This is a genomic window from Pseudomonas parafulva (genome assembly GCF_000800255.1).
In the GTDB taxonomy this organism is placed as follows: Bacteria; Pseudomonadota; Gammaproteobacteria; order Pseudomonadales; family Pseudomonadaceae; genus Aquipseudomonas; species Aquipseudomonas boreofloridensis.
The window spans coordinates 1,173,821-1,196,997 of record NZ_CP009747.1 but is presented as its reverse complement, the minus strand read 5'-3'; the positions used below and the strand labels follow the sequence as shown (position 1 = coordinate 1,196,997).

Sequence of the window (23,177 nt, the reverse complement as noted above, 5' to 3'; positions counted from 1 at the left end):
AATATTTCGATTATCTTCTCGATCAACGCACCACTGCCAGAAGCGGCAGGTAGGTCACTGTCAAACCGTAGCGCTGCTCCAGGGTACGAAGCAAAGCGTCCGGCTGGTCGAGATCGAACACCCCGCTCACTTCGAGGCCTGCCAGGCGGGCATCGGAAATGAAGATACGCCCATGACGGTATCGCTCCAGTTCGGCGAGTACCTGGCCAAGCGGCTTGCCATTGAAGATCAGCTTGCCGCGCTGCCAGGCGGTCCGGGCCTCGGCATCAGGGGTGAGTGAAAGCTGTCGCTCACCGAGTTGCGCTTCGCCCCGGGTCAACACCACTTCAGCACCGGACGCCTGGCGTCTCACGCTGAACAAGGCATGGCGGCCCTCGACCGGTTCGCCTCCGGCATCGACCACGAACGGACGCGGATCGCTGGCGGTATCGAACAATGCTTCACCTGCCTGCAGCACGACCTCACGCCGTGTATCGCTGAATGACACCGACAATGCGCTATTGCCGTTCAGAGTGACACGTGTGCCGTCGGCCAGAGTGAAAGTCTGACGCTGGTTCATTGCGGTGTGATAGTCAGAAAACCACATCGGTGCTTGCTGCCATCCGGTGCAAGCGATGGTGGCCATCATTATCGATGCGGCCAGTGCGCGTGGCCAGCGCCGCCGAGAACGCGATAGCGGCTTTGTGTGCAACGTCCGTGCAGCCTGGGTCTGCCCGAGATCGCCCCACAGCGCCTCGGCCTCACGAGCGGCACGCGCATGGGCCGGACTGGACGCACACCAGCGCTGGTAACGCTCATGGTCATCGGCACCGGCATTACCGGAGTGGAGCACGACCTGCCAGTCGAGGGCATCGTCGCAGAGGTCGTTGTGGGGAGGTCGCGGGGTCATCGCAGGCCGCTCAGTCATGGTTTTGCTCGAGCCAGTCACGACAGTGGCGCAGGGCCTGGCCGATGTATTTTGCCACCATGCTCGGGGAAACGCCCAAGCGCTGAGCGATCTGCGCCTGAGTCAGGCCCTCGACCCGGTTCAGCAGCAGGGCCTGACGGGCGTTGCTCGGTAACTGCAGCAAGGCGTCATCCAAGATTTGCAGGCGCTCGCGAGCTAACAGCGTAGCTTCCGGGGCAGGTGAGGGACACGGGATTTCGCCCCTACCCTCCTCCGGTTCATGATTCGACGCTCGGCGTCGCTCGTGCCGCAGCGCGTCGATGGCCAGGTTGCCGGCGACGCGGAAGATGAAACTGCGTGGGTGCGCGACCGCGATGGCCTGTGCTTCGATACGCACCAAGCGCAGGTATGTTTCCTGCGCAACGTCGGCGGCGCGCTGTCGGTCTTGCATACGACGCGTGAGGAACGACAACAAGTCGTCGTAGTGCTCCTGGAAGCTTGCCAGCAGGCTGGACACGGGAGACGTCAGCATGGAGAGATGATGCCAGTAGGATTGGTGTTAATGCGAAAGAGTATCTTTCATATCCACTGTCACTTTCAACGACACGCCGCATTTGCCACACTGCGCGCTCGTCCACACGCCAAGGCGCCTGCTCATGACTGTCCGCTTTCGCTCAAGACCAGGCCTGTGCATGGTGCTGATGCTGGCCCTGCTGCTCAACGCCTGCGCGCTGTTGCAACCACGAGATCCTCTGAACATCAGCGTCATCGGTATCGAACCTCTTGCGGGGCAAGATCTAGAGTTACGCATGGCAGTCAAGATCCGCATTCAGAACCCCAACGAAACGCCTGTGGATTTCAACGGCGTTGCCTTGAATCTGGAGGTGAACGATCAACCCTTGGCGGCTGGTGTCAGCGATCAACGCGGCCACATCGGGCGTTATGAGGAGACGGTCATCGTAGTACCGGTGAGCATTACCGCGTTTTCCTTTCTACGCCAAGCCTACGGCCTGAGCCGTGCACAGTCGCTACAGGGTCTGCCCTACATACTACGTGGCAAGTTGGCCGGGGGTCCGTTGGGAACGATCCGTTTCACAGACAAGGGCAAACTCGATCTGCCCCAGCCAGGTACTCTCGGCTGGTAGCCATCAACGATTGGCGCTGGCGGCGGCCATCATCTTGTTGATTTCGCTGCGAATCATGTTAGCGAATTCAGGGGGCGATATGCCGTCCAGCTCCGCACGCACCCACTCCGCCCACTTGCCCTTGCGCCGCGACTTTTCGGCAATCATCCTGGCCGCCTCGGCTTTGGCCTTGCCCAGGTTGTTCTGCCACAGCTCGAACAAGCGCGCCTTTTCCGACTCGATCTGCGCACGCTCGGCGAAGTCTCTATTGGCCAGATTGAAACTCATGGTCTTTCCTGCCGCTTGAAAATGAGCGATATCTTACACGCTTGCGATGCACCATCGCCAAGCCAGTGCAACTTTCGCCGACCACTGCTTTCCACTGTTTACACCAACACACCTACAAGGAGGCATCCATGGCCAGGAAATCCAACGCGACCAGCGAAACCGAGCAGATCAAGGATCAGGTCTTCAGCGAGTTGCAGGCGCTTATCGAGGAGTCGGAAAAGCTTCTAGACAGCAGCGCGTCTCTAGTGGGCGAGGAAGCGGATACACTGCGCGCCCAGCTCGGTCTGAAGCTACGTCAGGCGCGTCAGGCCACCAGCCGTCTGGGGCAAAAAGCGCAGCCGGTGGTCGAGGCGACCGAAGAGCTCATCGGCATTCATCCTTGGCAGACTGTGGCGATCTCCGCTGGCATCGGTCTGGTGGTAGGCCTGCTACTCGGCCGTAGGCAGTAATTAAGGAAACTTCTGGCCCACTCAGGCTGGCTGGGCCATTGGGATACCGCTGTGAAAGCGCATTTCCCCATCGGCGGAACTTATCAGTTCCGCCTCTACCTCCCGAACCTTCTGCACGACCTGCGCGATATCTGACGCCTCTCCATACTCATACGCCAGTTTCAAATAGCCTTGATAGTGGCGCGCCTCGCTTTTGAGCAAGCCGTGGTAGAACGTACCCAGTTCTTCGTCCAGGTGTGGGACCAAGGCCGCGAAGCGCTCGCAACTGCGGGCCTCGATGAAAGCGCCGACCACCAGGGTATCGACCAGCTTCACCGGCTCATGGGCACGCACCACTCGCCGCAGTCCAGAGGCATAACGCCCGGCTGAAACGGGGCGCAACGGTACACCCCGACGCTTCATCAAGCGCAACACTTGTTCGTGGTGCACCAGTTCCTCACGCGCCAGGCGCGACATCATATTGATCAGTTCCAAATGCGTGTTGTACTTGGCGATCAAACTGAGTGCGGTACTGGCGGCCTTGAACTCGCAGTTCTTGTGGTCGATCAGCAAGGTGTGCTCATCGGCCAACGCAGCCTTGATCCAGGCGTCGGGTGTGGGGCAGCCAAGGAAGGCATCGATTTCAGGAGTCAGGGACATAAATTCACGGAGGTTGGCAACGCAGGAGCGCGGGATTATACCGACGGTGACAGCCATCGCCAGCGCTTGCGCTTGATACAGGTCAAACGGCATCGCCGCATCGGCCAACTATAGTCAGGTGTGAGCCCTCGCGATCCAAGGAGTTTCATGCCATGCAAGCCGTTCGCAGCATCCTCGTCGTGCTCGACCCTGAACACGCCCACAGTCGCGCGCTGACTCGCGCCAAGCTGATTGCCGGGGTTACCGGTGCACGCCTGCATCTGCTGATGTGTGACAAGAAGCGCGACCATCACGCACTGCTGAGCTTGCTCGCCAGTCAGTTGCATGACGATGGCTACGATAGTGTCAGCCACGAACAGGCCTGGCAGGACAGCCTGCATGAGTCAATCATCGCTGTGCAGCAGGCCGAAGGCTGCGAATTGGTCATCAAAGAGCATCACCCGGATAACCCCCTGCGCAAAGCCCTGCTGACGCCTAGCGACTGGAAACTGTTGCGCAACTGTCCGTGTGCCGTACTGATGGTCAAGAGCGAGCGGCCTTGGACCGGCGGCGCCATCCTGGCGGCAGTGGATGTGGGCAATCAGGATGAAGATCACCGCCGCCTGCATGCCAGTATCATTGACCATGGCTACGCTATCGCCAGTTTGGCCAAAGGTGAACTGCACGTGATCAGCGCTCACCCTTCGCCCATGTTGGCTGCCTCCGATCCGGTGTATCAGCTCAGCGAGACTATCGAAAAGCGCTACCGTGAGGCGTGTTCAGCTTTCCAGGCGGAGTTCGACATCAGCGATCAGCGGCTGCATGTCGCCGAAGGACCAGCGGATGTGCTGATTCCTTACACCGAAAAGAAAATCGATGCGGTGGTGACCATTATCGGAACAGTTGGGCGCACAGGTATCTCCGGGGCCCTGATTGGCAACACTGCTGAGGTGGTGCTCGACGCACTTGAAGGCGATGTGCTTGTACTCAAGAGTGATCAGGCTGTAAGCGCCCTCACACGACCGGTCAAGGTGTGAGAGTTCTGTTGGGGTTACAAGCTGCCTCCCAAGAGGGCAGCGCTGATTTTGAAAACACCAAAAAGACAAAACCCCTACCTGCTCGCGCAGATAGGGGTTTTGCGAAATGAATCTTGACGATGACCTACTCTCACATGGGGAAACCCCACACTACCATCGGCGATGCATCGTTTCACTGCTGAGTTCGGGATGGGATCAGGTGGTTCCAATGCTCTATGGTCGTCAAGAAATTCGGTTGCCAGTGCGCCCTTACGGACACCCCAGCCTATTCGGATATGTGATTCTGTGGTTCGTCGCGAACTTTCGGTTCTCTCGTCTTCACCACCACAATTCGGCGCTCACGCTCAAATTGCTTGGGTGTTATATGGTCAAGCCTCACGGGCAATTAGTATGGGTTAGCTCAACGCCTCACAGCGCTTACACACCCCACCTATCAACGTCGTAGTCTTCGACGGCCCTTCAGGGGATTCTAGATCCCAGTGAGATCTCATCTTGAGGCAAGTTTCCCGCTTAGATGCTTTCAGCGGTTATCTCTTCCGAACATAGCTACCCGGCAATGCCACTGGCGTGACAACCGGAACACCAGAGGTTCGTCCACTCCGGTCCTCTCGTACTAGGAGCAGCCCCTCTCAAATCTCAAACGTCCACGGCAGATAGGGACCGAACTGTCTCACGACGTTCTAAACCCAGCTCGCGTACCACTTTAAATGGCGAACAGCCATACCCTTGGGACCGGCTTCAGCCCCAGGATGTGATGAGCCGACATCGAGGTGCCAAACACCGCCGTCGATATGAACTCTTGGGCGGTATCAGCCTGTTATCCCCGGAGTACCTTTTATCCGTTGAGCGATGGCCCTTCCATACAGAACCACCGGATCACTAAGACCTACTTTCGTACCTGCTCGACGTGTCTGTCTCGCAGTCAAGCGCGCTTTTGCCTTTATACTCTACGACCGATTTCCGACCGGTCTGAGCGCACCTTCGTACTCCTCCGTTACTCTTTGGGAGGAGACCGCCCCAGTCAAACTACCCACCATACACTGTCCTCGATCCGGATCACGGACCTGAGTTAGAACCTCAAGGTTGCCAGGGTGGTATTTCAAGGATGGCTCCATGAGAACTGGCGTCCCCACTTCAAAGCCTCCCACCTATCCTACACAAGCAAGCTCAAAGTCCAGTGCAAAGCTATAGTAAAGGTTCACGGGGTCTTTCCGTCTAGCCGCGGATACACTGCATCTTCACAGCGATTTCAATTTCACTGAGTCTCGGGTGGAGACAGCGCCGCCATCGTTACGCCATTCGTGCAGGTCGGAACTTACCCGACAAGGAATTTCGCTACCTTAGGACCGTTATAGTTACGGCCGCCGTTTACCGGGGCTTCGATCAAGAGCTTCGCTTGCGCTAACCCCATCAATTAACCTTCCGGCACCGGGCAGGCGTCACACCCTATACGTCCACTTTCGTGTTTGCAGAGTGCTGTGTTTTTAATAAACAGTCGCAGCGGCCTGGTATCTTCGACCGGCATGGGCTTACGGAGCAAGTCCTTCACCCTCGCCGGCGCACCTTCTCCCGAAGTTACGGTGCCATTTTGCCTAGTTCCTTCACCCGAGTTCTCTCAAGCGCCTTGGTATTCTCTACCTAACCACCTGTGTCGGTTTGGGGTACGGTTCCCAGTTATCTGAAGCTTAGGAGCTTTTCTTGGAAGCATGGCATCAACCACTTCGTCGCCTAAAGGCAACTCGTCATCAGCTCTCGGCCTTGAAATCCCGGATTTGCCTAAGATTTCAGCCTACCACCTTAAACCTGGACAACCAACGCCAGGCTGGCCTAGCCTTCTCCGTCCCTCCATCGCAATAACTGCAAGTACAGGAATATTAACCTGTTTTCCATCGACTACGCTTTTCAGCCTCGCCTTAGGGACCGACTAACCCTGCGTCGATTAACGTTGCGCAGGAAACCTTGGTCTTTCGGCGTGCGAGTTTTTCACTCGCATTGTCGTTACTCATGTCAGCATTCGCACTTCTGATACCTCCAGCAAGCTTCTCAACTCACCTTCACAGGCTTACAGAACGCTCCTCTACCGCATCACCAAAGGTGATACCCGTAGCTTCGGTGCATGGTTTGAGCCCCGTTACATCTTCCGCGCAGGCCGACTCGACTAGTGAGCTATTACGCTTTCTTTAAAGGATGGCTGCTTCTAAGCCAACCTCCTAGCTGTCTAAGCCTTCCCACATCGTTTCCCACTTAACCATGACTTTGGGACCTTAGCTGACGGTCTGGGTTGTTTCCCTTTTCACGACGGACGTTAGCACCCGCCGTGTGTCTCCCATGCTCGGCACTTGCTGGTATTCGGAGTTTGCATCGGTTTGGTAAGTCGGGATGACCCCCTAGCCGAAACAGTGCTCTACCCCCAGCAGTGATACATGAGGCGCTACCTAAATAGCTTTCGAGGAGAACCAGCTATCTCCGAGCTTGATTAGCCTTTCACTCCGATCCACAGGTCATCCGCTAACTTTTCAACGGTAGTCGGTTCGGTCCTCCAGTCAGTGTTACCTAACCTTCAACCTGCCCATGGATAGATCGCCCGGTTTCGGGTCTATACCCAGCGACTAAGCGCCCTATTAAGACTCGCTTTCGCTACGCCTCCCCTATTCGGTTAAGCTCGCCACTGAATATAAGTCGCTGACCCATTATACAAAAGGTACGCAGTCACCTAACAAAGTAGGCTCCCACTGCTTGTACGCATACGGTTTCAGGTTCTATTTCACTCCCCTCTCCGGGGTTCTTTTCGCCTTTCCCTCACGGTACTGGTTCACTATCGGTCAGTCAGTAGTATTTAGCCTTGGAGGATGGTCCCCCCATGTTCAGACAAAGTTTCTCGTGCTCCGTCCTACTCGATTTCATTGAAAAGAGACTTTCGTGTACGGGGCTATCACCCACTATGGCCGCACTTTCCAGAGCGTTCCACTAATCTCAAATCAACTTAAGGGCTGGTCCCCGTTCGCTCGCCACTACTAAGGGAATCTCGGTTGATTTCTATTCCTCAGGGTACTTAGATGTTTCAGTTCCCCTGGTTCGCCTCTTGCACCTATGGATTCAGTACAAGATACCTAGGTTATCCTAGGTGGGTTCCCCCATTCAGAGATCTCTGGATCACAGTCTGTTTGCCGACTCCCCAAAGCTTATCGCAGGCTACCACGTCTTTCATCGCCTCTGACTGCCAAGGCATCCACCGTATGCGCTTCTTCACTTGACCATATAACCCCAAGCAATCTGGTTATACTGTGAAGACGACATTCGCCGAAAATTCGCACGTCGCTCTTTCGAGCAGAACTCACAAATTTTACCTCAGCCTGATGCCCAGCAGTGAAACTGGTCATCAGTCTGTATCTATCACATATCCGAATTTTTAAAGAACGATCTGACAAAAGCCAGAAATCAACATTCCAACGCGGCGTCAACACGACGCGCGAATGCTCATTTCTGAGTTCTAACAGTGCTGTACAAAGGTGGTGGAGCCAAGCGGGATCGAACCGCTGACCTCCTGCGTGCAAGGCAGGCGCTCTCCCAGCTGAGCTATGGCCCCGTGTATCTGCTACATCTCGTAGGCCGCACCAAGTAATTGGTAGGTCTGGGCAGATTTGAACTGCCGACCTCACCCTTATCAGGGGTGCGCTCTAACCAACTGAGCTACAGACCTATAACAGGGTCGCGTTACAGCATCGTCTTTTCACAATGAATCAAGCAATTCGTGTGGGAGCTCATCAGCAGGCTGATGTCTTCGATTAAGGAGGTGATCCAGCCGCAGGTTCCCCTACGGCTACCTTGTTACGACTTCACCCCAGTCATGAATCACACCGTGGTAACCGTCCCCCCGAAGGTTAGACTAGCTACTTCTGGTGCAACCCACTCCCATGGTGTGACGGGCGGTGTGTACAAGGCCCGGGAACGTATTCACCGCGACATTCTGATTCGCGATTACTAGCGATTCCGACTTCACGCAGTCGAGTTGCAGACTGCGATCCGGACTACGATCGGTTTTGTGAGATTAGCTCCACCTCGCGGCTTGGCAACCCTCTGTACCGACCATTGTAGCACGTGTGTAGCCCAGGCCGTAAGGGCCATGATGACTTGACGTCATCCCCACCTTCCTCCGGTTTGTCACCGGCAGTCTCCTTAGAGTGCCCACCATGACGTGCTGGTAACTAAGGACAAGGGTTGCGCTCGTTACGGGACTTAACCCAACATCTCACGACACGAGCTGACGACAGCCATGCAGCACCTGTGTCAGAGTTCCCGAAGGCACCAATCCATCTCTGGAAAGTTCTCTGCATGTCAAGGCCTGGTAAGGTTCTTCGCGTTGCTTCGAATTAAACCACATGCTCCACCGCTTGTGCGGGCCCCCGTCAATTCATTTGAGTTTTAACCTTGCGGCCGTACTCCCCAGGCGGTCAACTTAATGCGTTAGCTGCGCCACTAAAATCTCAAGGATTCCAACGGCTAGTTGACATCGTTTACGGCGTGGACTACCAGGGTATCTAATCCTGTTTGCTCCCCACGCTTTCGCACCTCAGTGTCAGTATCAGTCCAGGTGGTCGCCTTCGCCACTGGTGTTCCTTCCTATATCTACGCATTTCACCGCTACACAGGAAATTCCACCACCCTCTACCGTACTCTAGCTTGCCAGTTTTGGATGCAGTTCCCAGGTTGAGCCCGGGGCTTTCACATCCAACTTAACAAACCACCTACGCGCGCTTTACGCCCAGTAATTCCGATTAACGCTTGCACCCTCTGTATTACCGCGGCTGCTGGCACAGAGTTAGCCGGTGCTTATTCTGTCGGTAACGTCAAAATTGCAGAGTATTAATCTACAACCCTTCCTCCCAACTTAAAGTGCTTTACAATCCGAAGACCTTCTTCACACACGCGGCATGGCTGGATCAGGCTTTCGCCCATTGTCCAATATTCCCCACTGCTGCCTCCCGTAGGAGTCTGGACCGTGTCTCAGTTCCAGTGTGACTGATCATCCTCTCAGACCAGTTACGGATCGTCGCCTTGGTGAGCCATTACCTCACCAACTAGCTAATCCGACCTAGGCTCATCTGATAGCGCAAGGCCCGAAGGTCCCCTGCTTTCTCCCGTAGGACGTATGCGGTATTAGCGTTCCTTTCGAAACGTTGTCCCCCACTACCAGGCAGATTCCTAGGCATTACTCACCCGTCCGCCGCTGAATCAAGAAGCAAGCTCCTCTCATCCGCTCGACTTGCATGTGTTAGGCCTGCCGCCAGCGTTCAATCTGAGCCATGATCAAACTCTTCAGTTCAATACTGCTTGGGTTTTTAAGAAACCCTAAACTTGGCTCAGCAATCTCAAATGACTATGTGATTTCTCGCATGGCCACTTGTGATGCTGATAATCTAGGCGACGATCAGTCCATACTCACAAGCACCCACACGAATTGCTTGATTCGATTTGTTAAAGAGCGTTTGGCTAAGAGCGTTTCGTCTCAACCGAGGCCGCGCATTCTACAGCAGCCTTACTTCGTGTCAAGCGTTTATTTTGAAGTTCTTTCCGAGAAACTCGTTTAGCTTCAAACACTTGACTCGCTGCGATCGCTCGTAGCGGGAGGCGAATCATACAGCACCAAACGATACTGTCAACTGCTTTTTTCACCGCTTTCAACCCGAGGATCGAAGCCCTTCACACCACACCGAACTCGCTTAACTCGTTGATTATCAAGGAGTTTCGCGTTCCGTTTGCTGCGGAAGTGGGGCGTATTATAAGGGGATCTGAACAGCGGTCAAGGCTTAATTTCAAATAAATTCAAATAGTTGATTGGTGCAATGGTAGTCAAGGCCATCCAGTGCCGCCCCCTGCGCCCTATAAATCAAGCCTCATCGATAAGCCAACCATGACCCAGTTGCATACCCAGCGACCAATTGCGCAATATAGTGCGCAACTGAATCGCCTCCTTTATGGACTGCCCTACCCAATGAACAATACCTCCCGCAGCTTGGCCACCACGCTTTTCCCCATTGGCCTGCTGCTAATCGCCATGGCCTCGATCCAGTCAGGCGCCTCCTTAGCTAAAAGCATGTTTCCAATCGTAGGTGCCCAAGGCACTACAGCATTGCGCCTGATCTTTGCCAGCATCATCATGCTAGCCCTACTGCGGCCATGGCGCGCCAAGCTCAACGCTAGCACTCTGCGCAGCGTCATCATTTACGGGTTGGCCTTGGGCGGCATGAACTTCCTCTTCTATATGTCTCTGCGTAGCGTACCGCTAGGCATCGCTGTGGCCTTGGAATTCACGGGACCGTTGGCGGTAGCGATCTTCGCCTCGCGCCGCGCACTCGATTTTCTCTGGATCGCGTTGGCGATCGCCGGCTTGCTCTTGCTGATGCCGACCGGACAAACTGACGCTGCCTTAGACCTCACAGGCGCTGCGTACGCATTGGGGGCGGGCGTGTGCTGGGCGCTGTACATTTTATATGGGCAACGCGCAGGCGCTGAAAATGGCATCCAGACCGCAGCCCTTGGCGTGTTGATCGCAGCCCTGTTCATCGCCCCCATTGGGATTGCACACGCAGGCAGCGCCTTGCTGACACCTGGGCTAATTCCGATAGCCCTGGGCGTGGCGGTGCTTTCTACCGCCCTACCCTACAGCCTGGAGATGGTCGCACTCACCCGCATGCCAGCTCGCACCTTCGGCACCTTGATGAGCATTGAGCCAGTCTTCGGAGCGCTGTCCGGATTGCTATTTCTCGGTGAAGTGCTGAGCTTGACTCAATGGCTCGCAATTCTGGCGATCATCACGGCCTCTGTGGGCGCAACCCTTTCCATGCGCAAGGAGAACCCTCCACCTGTTGCAGTCGATTGATCTGAGAAATACTTTCATTGGGCCTTCTTCAGCCTTGTACCGGTCTGTCAGGCTGTTTAAGCTGTCGAAGAATCATCATTTTCAGACGATCTACTAAGCTGGGCACGGAAGCAGGGAGTTTCAGGAAGAACGCAGTCACCACTGAAAGGGCCTACACCTGTAAACGCCCTGATAAGGACAGGAATGAAACGTATTTTTCTCATCCTGGCCATCGTGGCCATTGCTGGGTGCGCCGCTACCGCCAAGACCGAGGTGAAACGAGGAAAGAAAGGCATCCACATCAATTGCTCGGGCCTCTCTTCCTCTTGGGACAAGTGCTACGCCAACGCTCAAGCCTCTTGCAGCAGCAAAGGGTACAAAGTCATCGCTCGCTCCAGCGACAGTGAGGAGGAGCCTGGCGATTATGTGTTCGGAATCAATCCGGCCGGCTATACCAGTCGCAGCATGATCGTGATCTGCAAGTAAAGAAGGGCAGCGTTCGCTGCCCTTCTTTCAACTCTCTCATAGAGGCTGGGTCCGGCGCTCCAGCCACGCAAGGGCATCACCCTCAAGTAGAGGCGCAAGACGCTGGCGCACTGCCTGGTGATACTGATTGAGCCAATGCCGTTCTGAAGCGTCCAGTAACTCTGGTATCAGGCAACGTGTATCGATCGGGCACAGGGTCAACGTTTCGAACGCCAGAAACTCGCCGAAGACACTTCGCCCTGCTTCGCGATTGACCACCAGGTTTTCGATCCGTACGCCCCACTCACCAGGCCTGTAGGTACCCGGCTCGATGGAACTGATCATGCCCTCCTGCATCGCTGTCTGCGGACTGGCGGAGGCTTGATAGGCAATCACCTGCGGCCCCTCGTGCACATTCATGAAGTAGCCTACCCCATGCCCTGTGCCATGCCCGTAATCGACTTGATCCACCCACAGCGGTGCCCTGGCGATGGCGTCGAGCATCGGCGAGAGAATCCCTCGCGGAAACTTCGCGCGTGATAGTGCGATCATGCCTTTGAGCACGCGCGTACAGTCCGTCTTCTGCGCCTCGCTGGGCGTACCGATCGGCACCATGCGGGTGATGTCGGTAGTCCCCCCAAAGTACTGTCCGCCCGAGTCGATGAGCAGCAAGCCATCACCCTCGATCACCGCATGGGACTGGGCAGTCGCGCGATAGTGCGGCATTGCGCCATTGGCATTGAACGCAGCAATGGTCGAGAAGCTCAACGAGACGAAGTCAGGCCGTCGCGCCCGCGCTGCACTCAAGTGCTCATCCACCGACAGTTCGGTGATGACCTCCTGTCCCAGAGTCATTTCGAACCAGGCGAAGAACTCGCACAAGGCTGCACCATCCTGTTCCATTACCTTACGGATATGCATCAGTTCGGCCTCGCTTTTGCGCGACTTACTCAACGTCGTCGGGTTGAGGCTCTCGATCCACGTAACGCGTTCATCGACAGACGCCAGAAGACCACAGGTCACACGTGCCGGATCAAACAAAAGACGGTGATCAGTTTCGATCGCGGCCAGTGCTCGATGGATTTCACTGTAATCCTGCACCTCGACACCATCGGCAGCGAGTGTCTGACGCAGGCTGGCATCGATTTTTTCCTGCGCAACGAAAAGCGTCGCTCGGTCACCACCGATCAAGGCAAACGCCACAAACACCGGGTTGTAGGAAACATCGCTACCCCGCAGATTGAACAGCCAGGCGATATCATCCAAGGTGGCAATGAAATGCCAATCAGCATCCTTCTCGGCCATTGTGCAGCGCAACGCTGCGAGCTTGTCAGCGCGCGCACGCGTGGCATAGGGCGCCAAGTGTTCATAGACACGATTGCCAGGTAACGCCGGACGCGCACTCCACACCTCTTCAAACACGTCCAGATGGGTGAGCAATTTCGCGTGACGTACTTTCAGACGCTCTTCCAGTTGACGGGCGGAGGTCAGGGACATCACCGCGCCATCGACTGCAACCACCCCGCCACTGACGGTATGCGCACCCAGCCAATCGAGTGCGCCGGGCCCACCTCCCTGCAGCTTCATCAGTTCGATGCCACTGCCTGACAGCTCCACTGCGGCTTGTTCCCAATAGCGGCTATCGACCCATAGACCGGCGAACTCCGCCGTGACCACCAGCGTTCCCACCGACCCCTGAAATCCAGAAAGCCACTGACGGCCTTGCCAATGCTCAGGCAGGTATTCCGACAAATGAGGATCGGCAGAAGGCACCAACAAGGCATCGACGCCTTCTCTGGCCAGCACCTGACGAACACGTGCCAGACGCGAAGCAACGGAATCCTGGGGGGTTGGGGAACGGCTCATGCACTCTCCTGCGGCAATATCGTCGACGGTTTCAGACGCTGGATAATGGAACAGCAGGCCATGTCCTGCAATCGGAGCCAGATGCCGGTGCTGCCGTCAGTTATGCCAGCGCGGCTCGATCAAACGGTCGGGGCGAAACGTCGTCGATAGTCACTGGGTGTAAAACCTGTGGCGGCCTGGAACACCTTGCGAAACGCGCCAGGATCCTGGTATCCCACCTCCCAGGCGATCTGGTCCACGTTACGCCTGGTAAACTCCAACAAGCGACAAGCACGCCCCACCCGGATCTGCTGACAATAATGAGTAGGACGCAATCCAGTTGCAGCACGGAACCGGCGAAGGAAGGTGCGCTCCTCCAAACCGGCGCATGCCGCCATACTGCTCACACTTGCGTGTTGCACCGCACCGCCCTGCAACCAATGCTGCACTTTGAGCACAGCCTCATCACCATGGTCCAGGCGAGGGACGAACAGTGCTCCCGCGACTGCGCTTGGCAGCGGCTCCAGCGAAAGGTAGCGGGCAGTCTCAAAGGCGAGCGTGGCGCCAAGAAAACGCTCGAGCAATCGCAGTCCCAGCCCGGTCCAAGCCATCAAGCCCGCCGAGGTCACGACGTCGCCGTCGTCCAGTAGGGGCACATTGGCGTCAGCGCGGACCTCGGGGTAGCGCTCGAGCAAAGCGTGCACGTAGTTTTGGTGAGTGCTCGCCGGACGCCGATCCAGCACCCCGCTGGCGGCGAGGAAGAACACACCAATGCATACTGAGGCCAGCACCGCACCACGTCCGTGCCAGTCACACAGGTGCGGACAATGACGCTCAAGCAGCTCCGAGGGAGGCGCGCCACCAAGACTGGGCGGGATCACCAACACGTTGAGCGCATGGACCGCTCCCGGGTGACTGTCATACACAGGGGCCAATCTGCCGACGCTATCGAGCTGCCAGTGAGTGACGCGGATCCTCGACAACTGAATATTGCCCATCTCTCCAGCCACCCTGTTGGCGACTGCGAACAGATCCGTCAAGCCGTGTACCGCCGCGATCTGCACATCCGGGTAGATCAACACGCCTACTTCCACTTCAGACCCCATGTCAGTTTTTGCCTTCAATCTGTCGGTCGCGCCAATCCCGGCCGGCTCCATCTCGGGCTAACCTCATCGCACTCTCAGCACACTTCACCGGAGACTCGCGACATGGCTAAAGAGGCCCTTATTCTCATCGATATCCAGTACGATTACTTCCCCGGCGGCAAATGGACCTTGGACGGCATCGAAGCGGCGGCCGACAATGCCGCGCGCCTGCTGGCCAAAGCTCGCGAACGCGGCGACCTGGTGGTGCATGTTCGCCACGAGTTCGAGTCGGCTGACGCGCCGTTCTTCGCGCCTGGTTCGCACGGCGCGCAAATTCATGTAAAGGTGCTACCCACCGCCGATGAGGTGGTAGTGCTCAAGCATCAGGTCAACGCCTTTCGTGACACTGAGCTCAAGAAAGTGCTGGATGAGCAGGCCGTAGAGGCGATAACCATTGTCGGAGCCATGAGCCATATGTGCATCGACTCGGCCACCCGCGCCGCAGCAGACCATGGATACCAAGTGACAGTGGCACACGACGCCTGCGCAACACTGGGACTTACCTTCGCCGAGCACAGCATACCGGCTGAGCAAGTGCATGGTGCAGCCATGGCCGCCCTGGCATTTGCGTTCGCTCGCGTACAAGACACCGCCTCACTGCTCGCCGAGGCGTGAAGCACTGCGCTCAAATCACTACGTTGCGCACGAAGCGAGTGGGTTGGTCGCCGTCGTTACGGTAGGCATAACGGCAATTGCTTTGGAAGATGTAGAAGTCGCCTGCTTGCAGGCGCACTTCGCCCCCCTCGATCACCACGGTCAGGCAACCTGAGCAGACATAGATCTGCTCACTCCAGCCTTCAGCATCGGCCTCACTGGCATAGTACTCGCCTGGCCCCAGGGTCCACTCCCACAATTCCACTTCACGCCGTGCCGAACTGCTACCCAGCAATACAGCACGACTCTCGGGGTGCTGCCCAGCCCAGGCCAGTTGGTTGATGCGTGCCGAATCACGCTGTTCGGGTGCCTGGATAAGCGTACTGAACGCTACGCCCAAGGCTTCGGCGATCAGGTCAAGGGTGGTCAAGCTCACATTCTTTTCGCCAGCTTCGATGGCCACTAGCATCCGTCGGCTGACGCCCGAGCGCTCTGCCAAAAGAGTCTGGCTATAGCGTTGCTCAGTGCGCAAGCGGCGGATGTTCTGGCTGACGTATTGCAACACCGAAGCGCGGTGGGAAGAATCTCTGTGCACTATATTGCTCACCAGAAGGGGCTGCGCAGTATACTGCGCACTTTGCGGCGATTGTGCGCCGCCCTCCACGAGTGCGCAAGATCATGAGCCAGCCCAACTGCCGTCCACGGCCTTACATCTATTTCCGCCTGAGCAAAGCTGAGATGGTGCTGGTGTTCATTACCATGCTGTGGGGCGGAACCTTCCTGATCGTCCACAACGTCATGAGCGTCAGTGGGCCGATGTACTTCGTCGGACTGCGGTTTGCCGCAGCGGCGCTGTTCGTCGGGCTGGTCTCGATGCGCGCATTGCCAGGACTGACATTCACCGAATTGAAAGCCGGGGTAGTGATTGGCGCCTCGATCATGCTCGGTTACGGACTTCAAACCATGGGCCTGCAAAGCATCAGCAGCAGTCAGTCAGCCTTCATCACCGCGCTGTACGTGCCTTTCGTGCCCTTGCTGCAGTGGCTGGTACTAGGGCGGCGGCCTGGCTTGATGCCCAGCCTCGGAATCGTCTTGGCCTTCGTTGGCCTGATGTTGTTGGCAGGCCCTGAGGGCGGCACTTTGCACATGAGCGAAGGTGAACTGGTGACGCTGATCAGCGCGGTGGCGATCGCCGGTGAAATCATCCTGATCAGCCGCTATGCCGGTAAGGTGGACGTGCGCCGAGTGACCGTGGTGCAACTGGCGACCGCTTCTGTGCTGTCATTTCTGATGACTATTCCAACTCAGGAGCGCTTGCCTGATTTTTCCTGGCTACTGCTTATCAGCGCCATTGGCCTGGGCGCCATGAGTGCAGTCATCCAAGTCGCGATGAATTGGGCGCAGAAGTCGGTATCGCCCACCCGGGCTACCTTGATCTACGCCGGCGAGCCGGTCTGGGCAGGGATTGTCGGTCGTCTTGCCGGAGAACGCCTACCGGGCTTGGCGCTGTTGGGTGGCGCATTGATCGTGACAGCGGTCGTTATCAGCGAACTGAAGGTCCGGCGCAGGAGCACCGTGCCGGACGATACCTCGGCGCTCTCACCGAACAATGCAGGCGAGAGCGGGCGTTGAACTCTCGCCCAATGACTATGCTCTGAAAAAAACTGTTATAAAAAAACTGCTTGTCACCACGCTTTTGTAGGATTCTGCCACAGCTTGCGTGTTGGTGATCCACCACCTGCGCACGTATGATCCTTGACCAACCTTCGCAGATTAGAACGCTATGTCATTGATAGTGCTATTGCTTCTGCCGTTCATCGGCAGTTGCCTGGCAGCCGTCCTGCCGCACAATGCGCGTAATGCCGAGTCCATCCTTGCCGGACTCGTAGCCCTGGTCGGCACTGTCCAGGTGGCGCTGCTGTATCCGCAGGTCGCGCATGGCGGCGTGATTCGCGAAGAATTTCTGTGGTTGCCGAGCCTAGGCTTGAACCTGGTGCTGCGCATGGACGGCTTTGCCTGGCTGTTTTCGCTGCTGGTGCTGGGCATCGGTACCCTGGTGTCTCTGTATGCGCGCTACTACATGTCGCCCCAGGATCCAGTGCCACGCTTCTTTGCCTTCTTCCTGGCCTTCATGGGCGCCATGCTCGGCTTGGTGATTTCCGGCAACCTTATTCAACTGGTGTTCTTCTGGGAGCTCACCAGCCTGTTCTCCTTCCTGCTGATTGGCTACTGGCACCACCGCGCCGACGCCCGCCGTGGCGCCTACATGGCGTTGATGGTCACCGGCGCAGGCGGGCTCTGCCTGCTGGTCGGGGCGCTATTGCTCGGACATGTGGTCGGCAGCTACGACCTGGACAAGGTACTGGCTGCCGGCGATGCCGTGCGCCAGCATGCGCTCTATCCGGTGCTGCTACCGTTGATCCTCCTGGGCGCCTTGAGCAAGAGTGCGCAATTCCCCTTCCAGTTCTGGCTGCCGCACGCAATGGCTGCGCCCACGCCAGTTTCGGCATACCTGCACTCCGCGACCATGGTCAAGGCAGGAGTGTTCCTGATGGCTCGGCTTTGGCCAACACTGGCAGGCACCGAGGAATGGTTCTGGATCGTCGGCGGTGCCGGTGCCTGCACTTTGTTACTCGGTGCGTTCGCCGCCATGTTTCAGAACGATCTCAAGGGTTTGCTGGCCTATTCGACCATCAGCCACCTGGGTCTGATCACCTTGCTATTGGGACTGAACAGCCCGCTGGCAGCGGTAGCAGCGGTCTTCCATATACTCAACCACGCCACCTTCAAGGCATCGCTGTTCATGGCCGCGGGCATCATCGACCATGAAAGCGGCACCCGAGACATCCGACGCCTCAGCGGTCTGATCCGCCTGGTGCCGTACACCGCCACTCTGGCCATGGTCGCCAGCGCATCCATGGCAGGCGTGCCGCTGATGAACGGCTTCATTTCCAAGGAAATGTTCTTCGCTGAAACCGTGTTCATCACCTCATCAGCCTGGGTCGAAATAGCCTTGCCAGTGATCGCGACTCTAGCCGGAACCTTCAGTGTGGCCTATGCGTTGCGCTTCACCGTCGACGTTTTCTTCGGGCCCACTGCGCAGGACCTGCCACATACTCCGCACGAGCCGCCACGCTGGATGCGTGCACCGGTCGAGCTGTTGGTGCTGACCTGCCTGGTAGTCGGCATCTTTCCCGCCCAATCTGTCGGCCCGTTACTGGCTGCTGCGGCGCTGCCGGTGGTGGGCGGAACGCTGCCAGAGTACAGCTTGGCAATCTGGCATGGCTGGAACGCACCGATGATCATGAGCCTGATCGCCATGTGTGGCGGTGTGGTGCTGTACCTGCTGCTGCGTAAGCAACTGCGCCGGGGCCGCTTCCCTTACCCGCCGCTGATCGAACGCTTCAACGGCAAGCGCCTGTTCGAACATGGCCTGGTACGCCTGATGCTGATCGCCCGACGCGCCGAGGCCCTGTTGACAAGTCGCCGCCTGCAGACACAACTGTTCATGCTGGTGACAGCCGCGTTCATTGCCGGTCTATCACCGATGCTCTATAGCGGCATCAGCTGGGGCGACCGGCCGAAGATCCCGGGTTCCGGCGTATTCGTAGTGATGTGGCTGATCGCGATCGCCTGCGCGATCGGCGCCGCCTGGCAGGCCAAGTACCACAGGCTGGCCGCACTGATCATGGTCAGCGTGTGCGGGCTGATGACCTGTATCACCTTCGTCTGGTTCTCGGCACCCGACCTGGCGCTCACCCAATTGGTGGTCGAAGTCGTGACCACCGTTCTGATTCTGCTAGGCCTGCGCTGGTTACCACGCAGGATCGAAGGCGTCACGCCACTGCCCGGCAGCCGCGAGCGAGCGCGGGTACGACGTCTGCGCGATCTGCTGCTGGCGGTCCTGGTCGGTGGCGGCATGGCGCTGCTGTCGTATGCAATGCTGACGCGTGCCACCCCCAATAACATTTCTTCGTTCTACCTCAGTCGCGCCTTGCCAGAAGGCGGAGGCACCAATGTCGTCAATGTGATGCTGGTCGATTTCCGCGGTTTCGACACCCTCGGCGAAATCACCGTACTGGTGGCCGTCGCGCTGACTGTCTTCGCCCTGCTGCGTCGCTTCCGCCCGCCAAAAGAAAGCATGCAACTGCCAGCACAGCAGCGCCACCTGGCCCCGGACCTGGTCACCGACCTGGTGAACCCGCGACAGGTTGCCGATACCGCGCTGGGCTTCATGATGGTCCCGGCAGTGCTGGTGCGATTACTGCTGCCCATCGCCCTCCTGGTGTCGATGTACCTGTTCATGCGCGGTCACAACCAACCTGGAGGAGGCTTCGTCGCTGGTTTGGTGATGTCCGTGGCCTTCATTCTTCAGTACATGGTGGCCGGCACCCAGTGGGTCGAAGCGCAGATGAGCCTGCGTCCACTGCGCTGGATGGGCACCGGATTACTGTGCGCCACTCTCACCGGTATCGGCGCCATGTTCCTCGGTTATCCATTCCTCACCACCCATACCGCGCACCTGCACCTGCCTTTGCTTGGAGATATCCACGTGGCCAGCGCCCTGTTCTTCGACGTCGGCGTGTACACAGTGGTGGTCGGCTCGACCCTCCTGATCCTCACTGCTCTGGCGCACCAGTCGGTACGCGCCTACCGCCCGGGCAACCAGAAATCCAGCCAAGCAGGAGCCGCCTGATGGAAGAAGTCATCGCAGTCGCAATCGGCGTACTGACTGCCTCCGGTGTGTGGCTGGTACTGCGTCCACGCACCTATCAGGTGATCATGGGGCTGTGCTTGCTGTCCTATGGCGTGAACCTGTTCATCTTCAGCATGGGCAGCCTGTTCATCGGTAAGGAACCGATCATCAAGGATGGCGTGCCACAGGATCTGCTGAACTATACCGATCCGCTACCACAGGCCCTGGTACTCACCGCCATCGTCATCAGTTTCGCCATGACGGCCTTGTTTCTGGTGGTGCTCCTGGCCTCGCGGGGTCTTACAGGTACCGACCACGTCGACGGCCGGGAGCGTGGGGAATGAGTGGGATGAATCAATTGATCGTAGCCCCCATCCTACTGCCGTTGGTAACTGCCGCGATCATGCTGCTGATCGGTGAGAAACACCGCCAGTTCAAGGGCCGGCTCAACCTGCTGTCCAGCTTGATCGGCCTGGGGGTCGCCATCACGCTGCTGCTGTGGGTACGAAATCAGGGGCAGGCCGAATCCATCGGCGTGTACCTGCCGGGCAACTGGCCAGCGCCGTTTGGGATCGTACTGGTAGTCGATCATTTATCGGCGCTGATGCTGACGCTCACCGGAGTCATCGGCGTCAGTGCACTGCTGTTCGCGCGTGCCCGTTGGGATGGTGCCGGGGCCAGCTTCCACGCTCTGTTCCAGATCCAACTGATGGGGCTGTACGGCGCCTTCCTCACGGCCGATCTGTTTAACCTGTTCGTATTTTTCGAAGTCCTGCTGGCGGCGTCCTACGGCCTGTTGCTGCATGGCTCGGGCAGGGCTCGAGTCAAGGCCGGCCTGCATTACGTCGCCATAAATTTGTTCGCTTCTTCTCTGTTCCTGGTCGGGGCCGCCATGCTCTACGGCGTGACCGGCACGCTGAACATGGCCGATCTGGCATTGAAAGTTCCTCTGGTGGCCGAGGCCGATCGCGGCCTGCTACACGCCGGTGCTGCGATCTTGGCCATGGCCTTCTTGGTCAAGGCCGGGGTCTGGCCGTTGAATTTCTGGCTGGTGCCGGCCTATGCCTCGGCCAGCGCACCGGTGGCGGCGCTGTTCGCTATCATGACCAAGGTTGGACTGTATGCCTTACTGCGCTTGTGGACACTGCTGTTCTCCGAACAGGCCGGCGCCTCGGCACACTTTGGTGGGCAATGGCTGGTCTATGGAGGATTGGTAACCCTGGCTGTGGCAGTGGTCTCCATTCTGGCTGCGCAGCGTCTGGAGCGCTTGGCGGCACTCAGCATTCTGGTCTCGGCCGGCACTCTGTTGGCAGCGGTCGGCTTCGGCCAGCCGGTTCTCACTGGCGCAGCGTTGTTCTATCTGGTCAGTTCCACTCTTGCACTGTGCGCCTTGTTCCTGCTCGCCGAACTGATTGAGCGTTCGCGCTCGGCCAACGAGGCGCCCCTGGATGACGAGGAAGATGCCATCCCCCCCCTGCTCGAGTCTCTGCATCCGCCCAAGGGCATCAACTTGGACGATGAGCAGAAAGCCGTCATCGGACAGATCATCCCGTGGACCATGGCCTTCCTCGGTCTGAGCTTTATCGCCTGTGCGCTGCTGATCATTGGTATGCCGCCACTGTCTGGCTTCATCGGAAAGCTCAATCTGATCAGTGCGCTGTTCAACCCACTGGGCCTTGGCGCTGCGCCAGAACAGCCATTGTCGGCGGCGGGCTGGTGCCTGGTGGCATTACTCTTGCTCTCCGGGATGGCGTCGTTGATCGCCTTCGGCCGAGTCGGTATCCAACGGTTCTGGAAACCCGAAGAGCCGGCCTCTCCTCTGCTGCGTCGCTACGAATGTATGCCGATCGTGCTATTGCTGGGCTTGTGCATCCTAATCAGCGTCCAGGCCGAGCCCCTACTGCGGTATACGCAGGATACCGCCGCTGGCCTGCAGGCCCCGGATACCTACATCCAGGCAGTCTTGTCGACGCGCACCCTGCCCGGCCCGACCACGCTCTCGCAGGTACAGCCATGAAGCGACTATTCCCCGCCCCGCTGCTGTCCCTTTCGCTGTTCGTACTGTGGCTGGCCCTGAACGTTTCGATCAGTCCCGGCAATCTGCTGCTTGCTGCAGCGCTAGGTATTCTTGCGCCCCTGCTAATGGCGCCGCTGCGCCCCCAGCATGCACACGTGCGCCGCCCCTGGACGGTCATCCGCCTAATCGCTCGCGTCGGCCTGGACGTGATTTTATCGAACCTGCAGGTGGCCTGGGGCGTGCTACGGGCGCGCAACCATCCTCCTCGCTCGTCGTTCGTGCATATCCCTTTGGCACTTCGCGATGCTCACGGGTTGGCCGCCTTGTCGATGATAACCACGGTGGTTCCTGGAACAGTCTGGTCGGAGTTGGCCCTGGACCGCAGCGTGCTGTTGCTACATGTGTTTGACCTTGACGACGAAGAGACCTTCATCGCGCATTTCAAACACACTTACGAACGTCCGCTGATGGAGATCTTCGAATGACTGGCCTACTTGCCAATGCCATCCTCGCCAGCCTGTTCATCTTCGTCATCGCCATGGCGCTGGCATTGATCAGGGTGTTTCGCGGCCCCTCGGCACAAGACCGAGTGCTGGCGCTGGACTACCTGTACATCCTGGCGATGCTGATGATGTTGGTGTTGGGCATCCGATATGGCAGTGACACCTACTTCGAAGGCGCCATGCTGATCGCACTGTTTGGCTTCGTCGGGTCATTCGCCCTGGCCAAGTTTCTGCTGCGCGGGGAGGTGATCGAATGATCCAGACCGTTGAGTTGCCATTCTGGCTGGAGTTGGTCACCGCCGCACTGCTACTGACGGGCAGTCTGTTCGCCTTGCTCGGGGCAATCGGGCTGGTGCGACTCAAAGACTACTTCCAACGTATGCACCCACCGGCACTGGCGTCGACTCTTGGTGCCTGGTGCGTGAGCCTGGCATCGATCCTGTACTTCTCCGAGCTCAAGCACGGGCCCGTACTGCACGCCTGGTTAATCCCCATCGTACTGTCAATCACTGTACCGGTGACGACATTGTTGCTGGCGCGGGCAGCATTGTTCCGCAAGCGCATGGCGGGCGATGCGGTGCCTGAAGAGGTCAGCAGCGGCAGCAATCGCAGCCACTGAGCACGCATACCCAATGCTCATTGATGAGCTGA

Annotated in this window: 19 protein-coding genes, 2 tRNA genes, 3 rRNA genes and 1 pseudogene; 13 read left to right on the top strand and 12 right to left on the bottom strand. The window is 57.8% G+C overall.

Annotation, left to right across the window (positions count from 1 at the left end):
* Window positions 1–22: 22 nt before the first annotated feature.
* Both NJ69_RS05280 and NJ69_RS05275 read right to left on the bottom strand, forming a co-directional pair.
* A complete protein-coding gene (locus NJ69_RS05280; RefSeq protein WP_116887955.1) occupies window positions 23–907 on the bottom strand; it encodes a FecR family protein in 885 nt (294 codons plus the stop codon).
* A pseudogene (locus tag NJ69_RS05275) lies at window positions 908–1,418 on the bottom strand (RNA polymerase sigma factor); the annotation flags it as partial.
* Window positions 1,419–1,542: 124 nt separating this feature from the next.
* Between NJ69_RS05275 and NJ69_RS05270 the strand changes: the two are divergent.
* Window positions 1,543–2,031 carry an LEA type 2 family protein gene (locus NJ69_RS05270; protein WP_039576791.1) on the top strand — a complete coding sequence of 163 codons (489 nt, stop codon included), beginning with the start codon at window positions 1,543–1,545 and terminating at the stop codon, window positions 2,029–2,031.
* Window positions 2,032–2,034: 3 nt separating this feature from the next.
* On the opposite strand, the gene NJ69_RS05265 is transcribed toward NJ69_RS05270, so the two are convergent.
* Complete coding sequence (locus NJ69_RS05265) at window positions 2,035–2,298, bottom strand: hypothetical protein (RefSeq protein WP_039576789.1); 264 nt, start codon at window positions 2,296–2,298, stop codon at window positions 2,035–2,037.
* Between the two features lie 128 nt (window positions 2,299–2,426).
* Between NJ69_RS05265 and NJ69_RS05260 the strand changes: the two genes are divergently transcribed.
* Entirely contained in the window at window positions 2,427–2,747 is a 321-nt protein-coding gene (locus NJ69_RS05260) for a DUF883 family protein (protein WP_029613111.1), read from the top strand.
* A 21-nt stretch (window positions 2,748–2,768) separates the two neighbouring features.
* On the opposite strand, the gene NJ69_RS05255 is transcribed toward NJ69_RS05260, so the two are convergent.
* Window positions 2,769–3,386 carry a tRNA-(ms[2]io[6]A)-hydroxylase gene (locus NJ69_RS05255; RefSeq protein ID WP_039583108.1) on the bottom strand — a complete coding sequence of 206 codons (618 nt, stop codon included), beginning with the start codon at window positions 3,384–3,386 and terminating at the stop codon, window positions 2,769–2,771.
* A 152-nt stretch (window positions 3,387–3,538) separates the two neighbouring features.
* Here NJ69_RS05255 and NJ69_RS05250 point away from each other — a divergent pair, with 152 nt between their 5' ends.
* Complete coding sequence (locus NJ69_RS05250) at window positions 3,539–4,402, top strand: universal stress protein (RefSeq protein WP_039576786.1); 864 nt, start codon at window positions 3,539–3,541, stop codon at window positions 4,400–4,402.
* 111 nt (window positions 4,403–4,513) lie between these two features.
* Here the strand turns inward: NJ69_RS05250 and rrf are convergent.
* The 5 genes from rrf to NJ69_RS05225 form a co-directional block, all read right to left on the bottom strand.
* A 5S ribosomal RNA gene (gene rrf, locus NJ69_RS05245) occupies window positions 4,514–4,629 on the bottom strand.
* 137 nt (window positions 4,630–4,766) lie between these two features.
* Window positions 4,767–7,658 (bottom strand): 23S ribosomal RNA (locus tag NJ69_RS05240).
* Window positions 7,659–7,912: 254 nt separating this feature from the next.
* Window positions 7,913–7,988: transfer RNA gene (locus NJ69_RS05235), tRNA-Ala, on the bottom strand.
* A 37-nt stretch (window positions 7,989–8,025) separates the two neighbouring features.
* Window positions 8,026–8,102 (bottom strand) — tRNA-Ile (locus NJ69_RS05230).
* A gap of 86 nt (window positions 8,103–8,188) precedes the next feature.
* Window positions 8,189–9,725, bottom strand: a 16S ribosomal RNA gene (locus NJ69_RS05225).
* Together the 16S, 23S and 5S rRNA genes with 2 tRNA genes alongside form the textbook arrangement of a ribosomal RNA operon.
* Window positions 9,726–10,394: 669 nt before the next feature.
* Here NJ69_RS05225 and rhtA point away from each other — a divergent pair.
* Together rhtA and NJ69_RS05215 are read left to right on the top strand one after the other, a co-directional pair.
* Window positions 10,395–11,282 carry a threonine/homoserine exporter RhtA gene (gene rhtA / locus NJ69_RS05220; RefSeq protein WP_039576783.1) on the top strand — a complete coding sequence of 296 codons (888 nt, stop codon included), beginning with the start codon at window positions 10,395–10,397 and terminating at the stop codon, window positions 11,280–11,282.
* 183 nt (window positions 11,283–11,465) lie between these two features.
* Window positions 11,466–11,747: a hypothetical protein gene (locus tag NJ69_RS05215; RefSeq protein WP_029612706.1), complete on the top strand. Its 282-nt coding sequence runs from the start codon at window positions 11,466–11,468 to the stop codon at window positions 11,745–11,747.
* Window positions 11,748–11,783: 36 nt separating this feature from the next.
* Here the strand turns inward: NJ69_RS05215 and NJ69_RS05210 are convergent, their stop codons facing one another.
* Together NJ69_RS05210 and NJ69_RS05205 are read right to left on the bottom strand one after the other, a co-directional pair.
* Window positions 11,784–13,592, bottom strand: a complete 1,809-nt coding sequence (locus NJ69_RS05210; protein WP_039576780.1) for an aminopeptidase P family protein — start codon at window positions 13,590–13,592, stop codon at window positions 11,784–11,786.
* Between the two features lie 119 nt (window positions 13,593–13,711).
* Window positions 13,712–14,695, bottom strand: a complete 984-nt coding sequence (locus NJ69_RS05205; protein ID WP_039583106.1) for a GlxA family transcriptional regulator — start codon at window positions 14,693–14,695, stop codon at window positions 13,712–13,714.
* Between the two features lie 84 nt (window positions 14,696–14,779).
* Here NJ69_RS05205 and NJ69_RS05200 point away from each other — a divergent pair, with 84 nt between their 5' ends.
* Window positions 14,780–15,331: a cysteine hydrolase family protein gene (locus NJ69_RS05200; RefSeq protein WP_039576777.1), complete on the top strand. Its 552-nt coding sequence runs from the start codon at window positions 14,780–14,782 to the stop codon at window positions 15,329–15,331.
* Between the two features lie 10 nt (window positions 15,332–15,341).
* Here the strand turns inward: NJ69_RS05200 and NJ69_RS05195 are convergent, their stop codons facing one another.
* Complete coding sequence (locus NJ69_RS05195) at window positions 15,342–15,905, bottom strand: helix-turn-helix domain-containing protein (protein ID WP_029612711.1); 564 nt, start codon at window positions 15,903–15,905, stop codon at window positions 15,342–15,344.
* Window positions 15,906–15,988: 83 nt separating this feature from the next.
* Between NJ69_RS05195 and NJ69_RS05190 the strand changes: the two genes are divergently transcribed.
* The 7 genes from NJ69_RS05190 (at window position 15,989) to NJ69_RS05160 (ending at window position 23,145) form a co-directional block, all read left to right on the top strand.
* Complete coding sequence (locus NJ69_RS05190; protein ID WP_039576775.1) at window positions 15,989–16,942, top strand: DMT family transporter; 954 nt, start codon at window positions 15,989–15,991, stop codon at window positions 16,940–16,942.
* Between the two features lie 151 nt (window positions 16,943–17,093).
* On the top strand, window positions 17,094–20,006 hold the full coding sequence (locus tag NJ69_RS05185) for a monovalent cation/H+ antiporter subunit A (RefSeq protein WP_039576772.1): 2,913 nt from the start codon (window positions 17,094–17,096) through the stop codon (window positions 20,004–20,006).
* Entirely contained in the window at window positions 20,006–20,350 is a 345-nt protein-coding gene (locus tag NJ69_RS05180; protein WP_029612715.1) for a Na+/H+ antiporter subunit C, read from the top strand. The genes NJ69_RS05185 and NJ69_RS05180 overlap by 1 nt, the downstream gene beginning before the upstream one ends.
* A complete protein-coding gene (locus NJ69_RS05175) occupies window positions 20,347–22,023 on the top strand; it encodes a monovalent cation/H+ antiporter subunit D (protein WP_039576768.1) in 1,677 nt (558 codons plus the stop codon). Before NJ69_RS05180 ends, NJ69_RS05175 begins: the two co-directional genes overlap by 4 nt.
* The gene (locus tag NJ69_RS05170) at window positions 22,020–22,508 is read left to right on the top strand and encodes a Na+/H+ antiporter subunit E (RefSeq protein WP_029612718.1); all 489 of its coding nucleotides are present in this window, start codon (window positions 22,020–22,022) and stop codon (window positions 22,506–22,508) included. The genes NJ69_RS05175 and NJ69_RS05170 overlap by 4 nt, the downstream gene beginning before the upstream one ends.
* On the top strand, window positions 22,505–22,783 hold the full coding sequence (locus NJ69_RS05165; RefSeq protein WP_029612720.1) for a K+/H+ antiporter subunit F: 279 nt from the start codon (window positions 22,505–22,507) through the stop codon (window positions 22,781–22,783). The genes NJ69_RS05170 and NJ69_RS05165 overlap by 4 nt, the downstream gene beginning before the upstream one ends.
* The gene (locus NJ69_RS05160; protein ID WP_029612721.1) at window positions 22,780–23,145 is read left to right on the top strand and encodes a Na+/H+ antiporter subunit G; all 366 of its coding nucleotides are present in this window, start codon (window positions 22,780–22,782) and stop codon (window positions 23,143–23,145) included. The genes NJ69_RS05165 and NJ69_RS05160 overlap by 4 nt, the downstream gene beginning before the upstream one ends.
* The last annotated feature ends 32 nt before the right edge of the window (window positions 23,146–23,177 follow it).

Bases quoted from the DNA above. Each gene is read 5' to 3' on its own strand.
- NJ69_RS05280 (WP_116887955.1), bottom strand. From the start codon at position 907: ATGACTGAGCGGCCTGCGATGACCCCGCGACCTCCCCACAACGACCTC.
- NJ69_RS05270 (WP_039576791.1), top strand. From the start codon at position 1,543: ATGACTGTCCGCTTTCGCTCAAGACCAGGCCTGTGCATGGTGCTGATG.
- NJ69_RS05265 (WP_039576789.1), bottom strand. From the start codon at position 2,298: ATGAGTTTCAATCTGGCCAATAGAGACTTCGCCGAGCGTGCGCAGATC.
- NJ69_RS05260 (WP_029613111.1), top strand. From the start codon at position 2,427: ATGGCCAGGAAATCCAACGCGACCAGCGAAACCGAGCAGATCAAGGAT.
- NJ69_RS05255 (WP_039583108.1), bottom strand. From the start codon at position 3,386: ATGTCCCTGACTCCTGAAATCGATGCCTTCCTTGGCTGCCCCACACCC.
- NJ69_RS05250 (WP_039576786.1), top strand. From the start codon at position 3,539: ATGCAAGCCGTTCGCAGCATCCTCGTCGTGCTCGACCCTGAACACGCC.
- rhtA (WP_039576783.1), top strand. From the start codon at position 10,395: ATGAACAATACCTCCCGCAGCTTGGCCACCACGCTTTTCCCCATTGGC.
- NJ69_RS05215 (WP_029612706.1), top strand. From the start codon at position 11,466: ATGAAACGTATTTTTCTCATCCTGGCCATCGTGGCCATTGCTGGGTGC.
- NJ69_RS05210 (WP_039576780.1), bottom strand. From the start codon at position 13,592: ATGAGCCGTTCCCCAACCCCCCAGGATTCCGTTGCTTCGCGTCTGGCA.
- NJ69_RS05200 (WP_039576777.1), top strand. From the start codon at position 14,780: ATGGCTAAAGAGGCCCTTATTCTCATCGATATCCAGTACGATTACTTC.
- NJ69_RS05190 (WP_039576775.1), top strand. From the start codon at position 15,989: ATGAGCCAGCCCAACTGCCGTCCACGGCCTTACATCTATTTCCGCCTG.
- NJ69_RS05185 (WP_039576772.1), top strand. From the start codon at position 17,094: ATGTCATTGATAGTGCTATTGCTTCTGCCGTTCATCGGCAGTTGCCTG.
- NJ69_RS05180 (WP_029612715.1), top strand. From the start codon at position 20,006: ATGGAAGAAGTCATCGCAGTCGCAATCGGCGTACTGACTGCCTCCGGT.
- NJ69_RS05175 (WP_039576768.1), top strand. From the start codon at position 20,347: ATGAGTGGGATGAATCAATTGATCGTAGCCCCCATCCTACTGCCGTTG.
- NJ69_RS05170 (WP_029612718.1), top strand. From the start codon at position 22,020: ATGAAGCGACTATTCCCCGCCCCGCTGCTGTCCCTTTCGCTGTTCGTA.
- NJ69_RS05165 (WP_029612720.1), top strand. From the start codon at position 22,505: ATGACTGGCCTACTTGCCAATGCCATCCTCGCCAGCCTGTTCATCTTC.
- NJ69_RS05160 (WP_029612721.1), top strand. From the start codon at position 22,780: ATGATCCAGACCGTTGAGTTGCCATTCTGGCTGGAGTTGGTCACCGCC.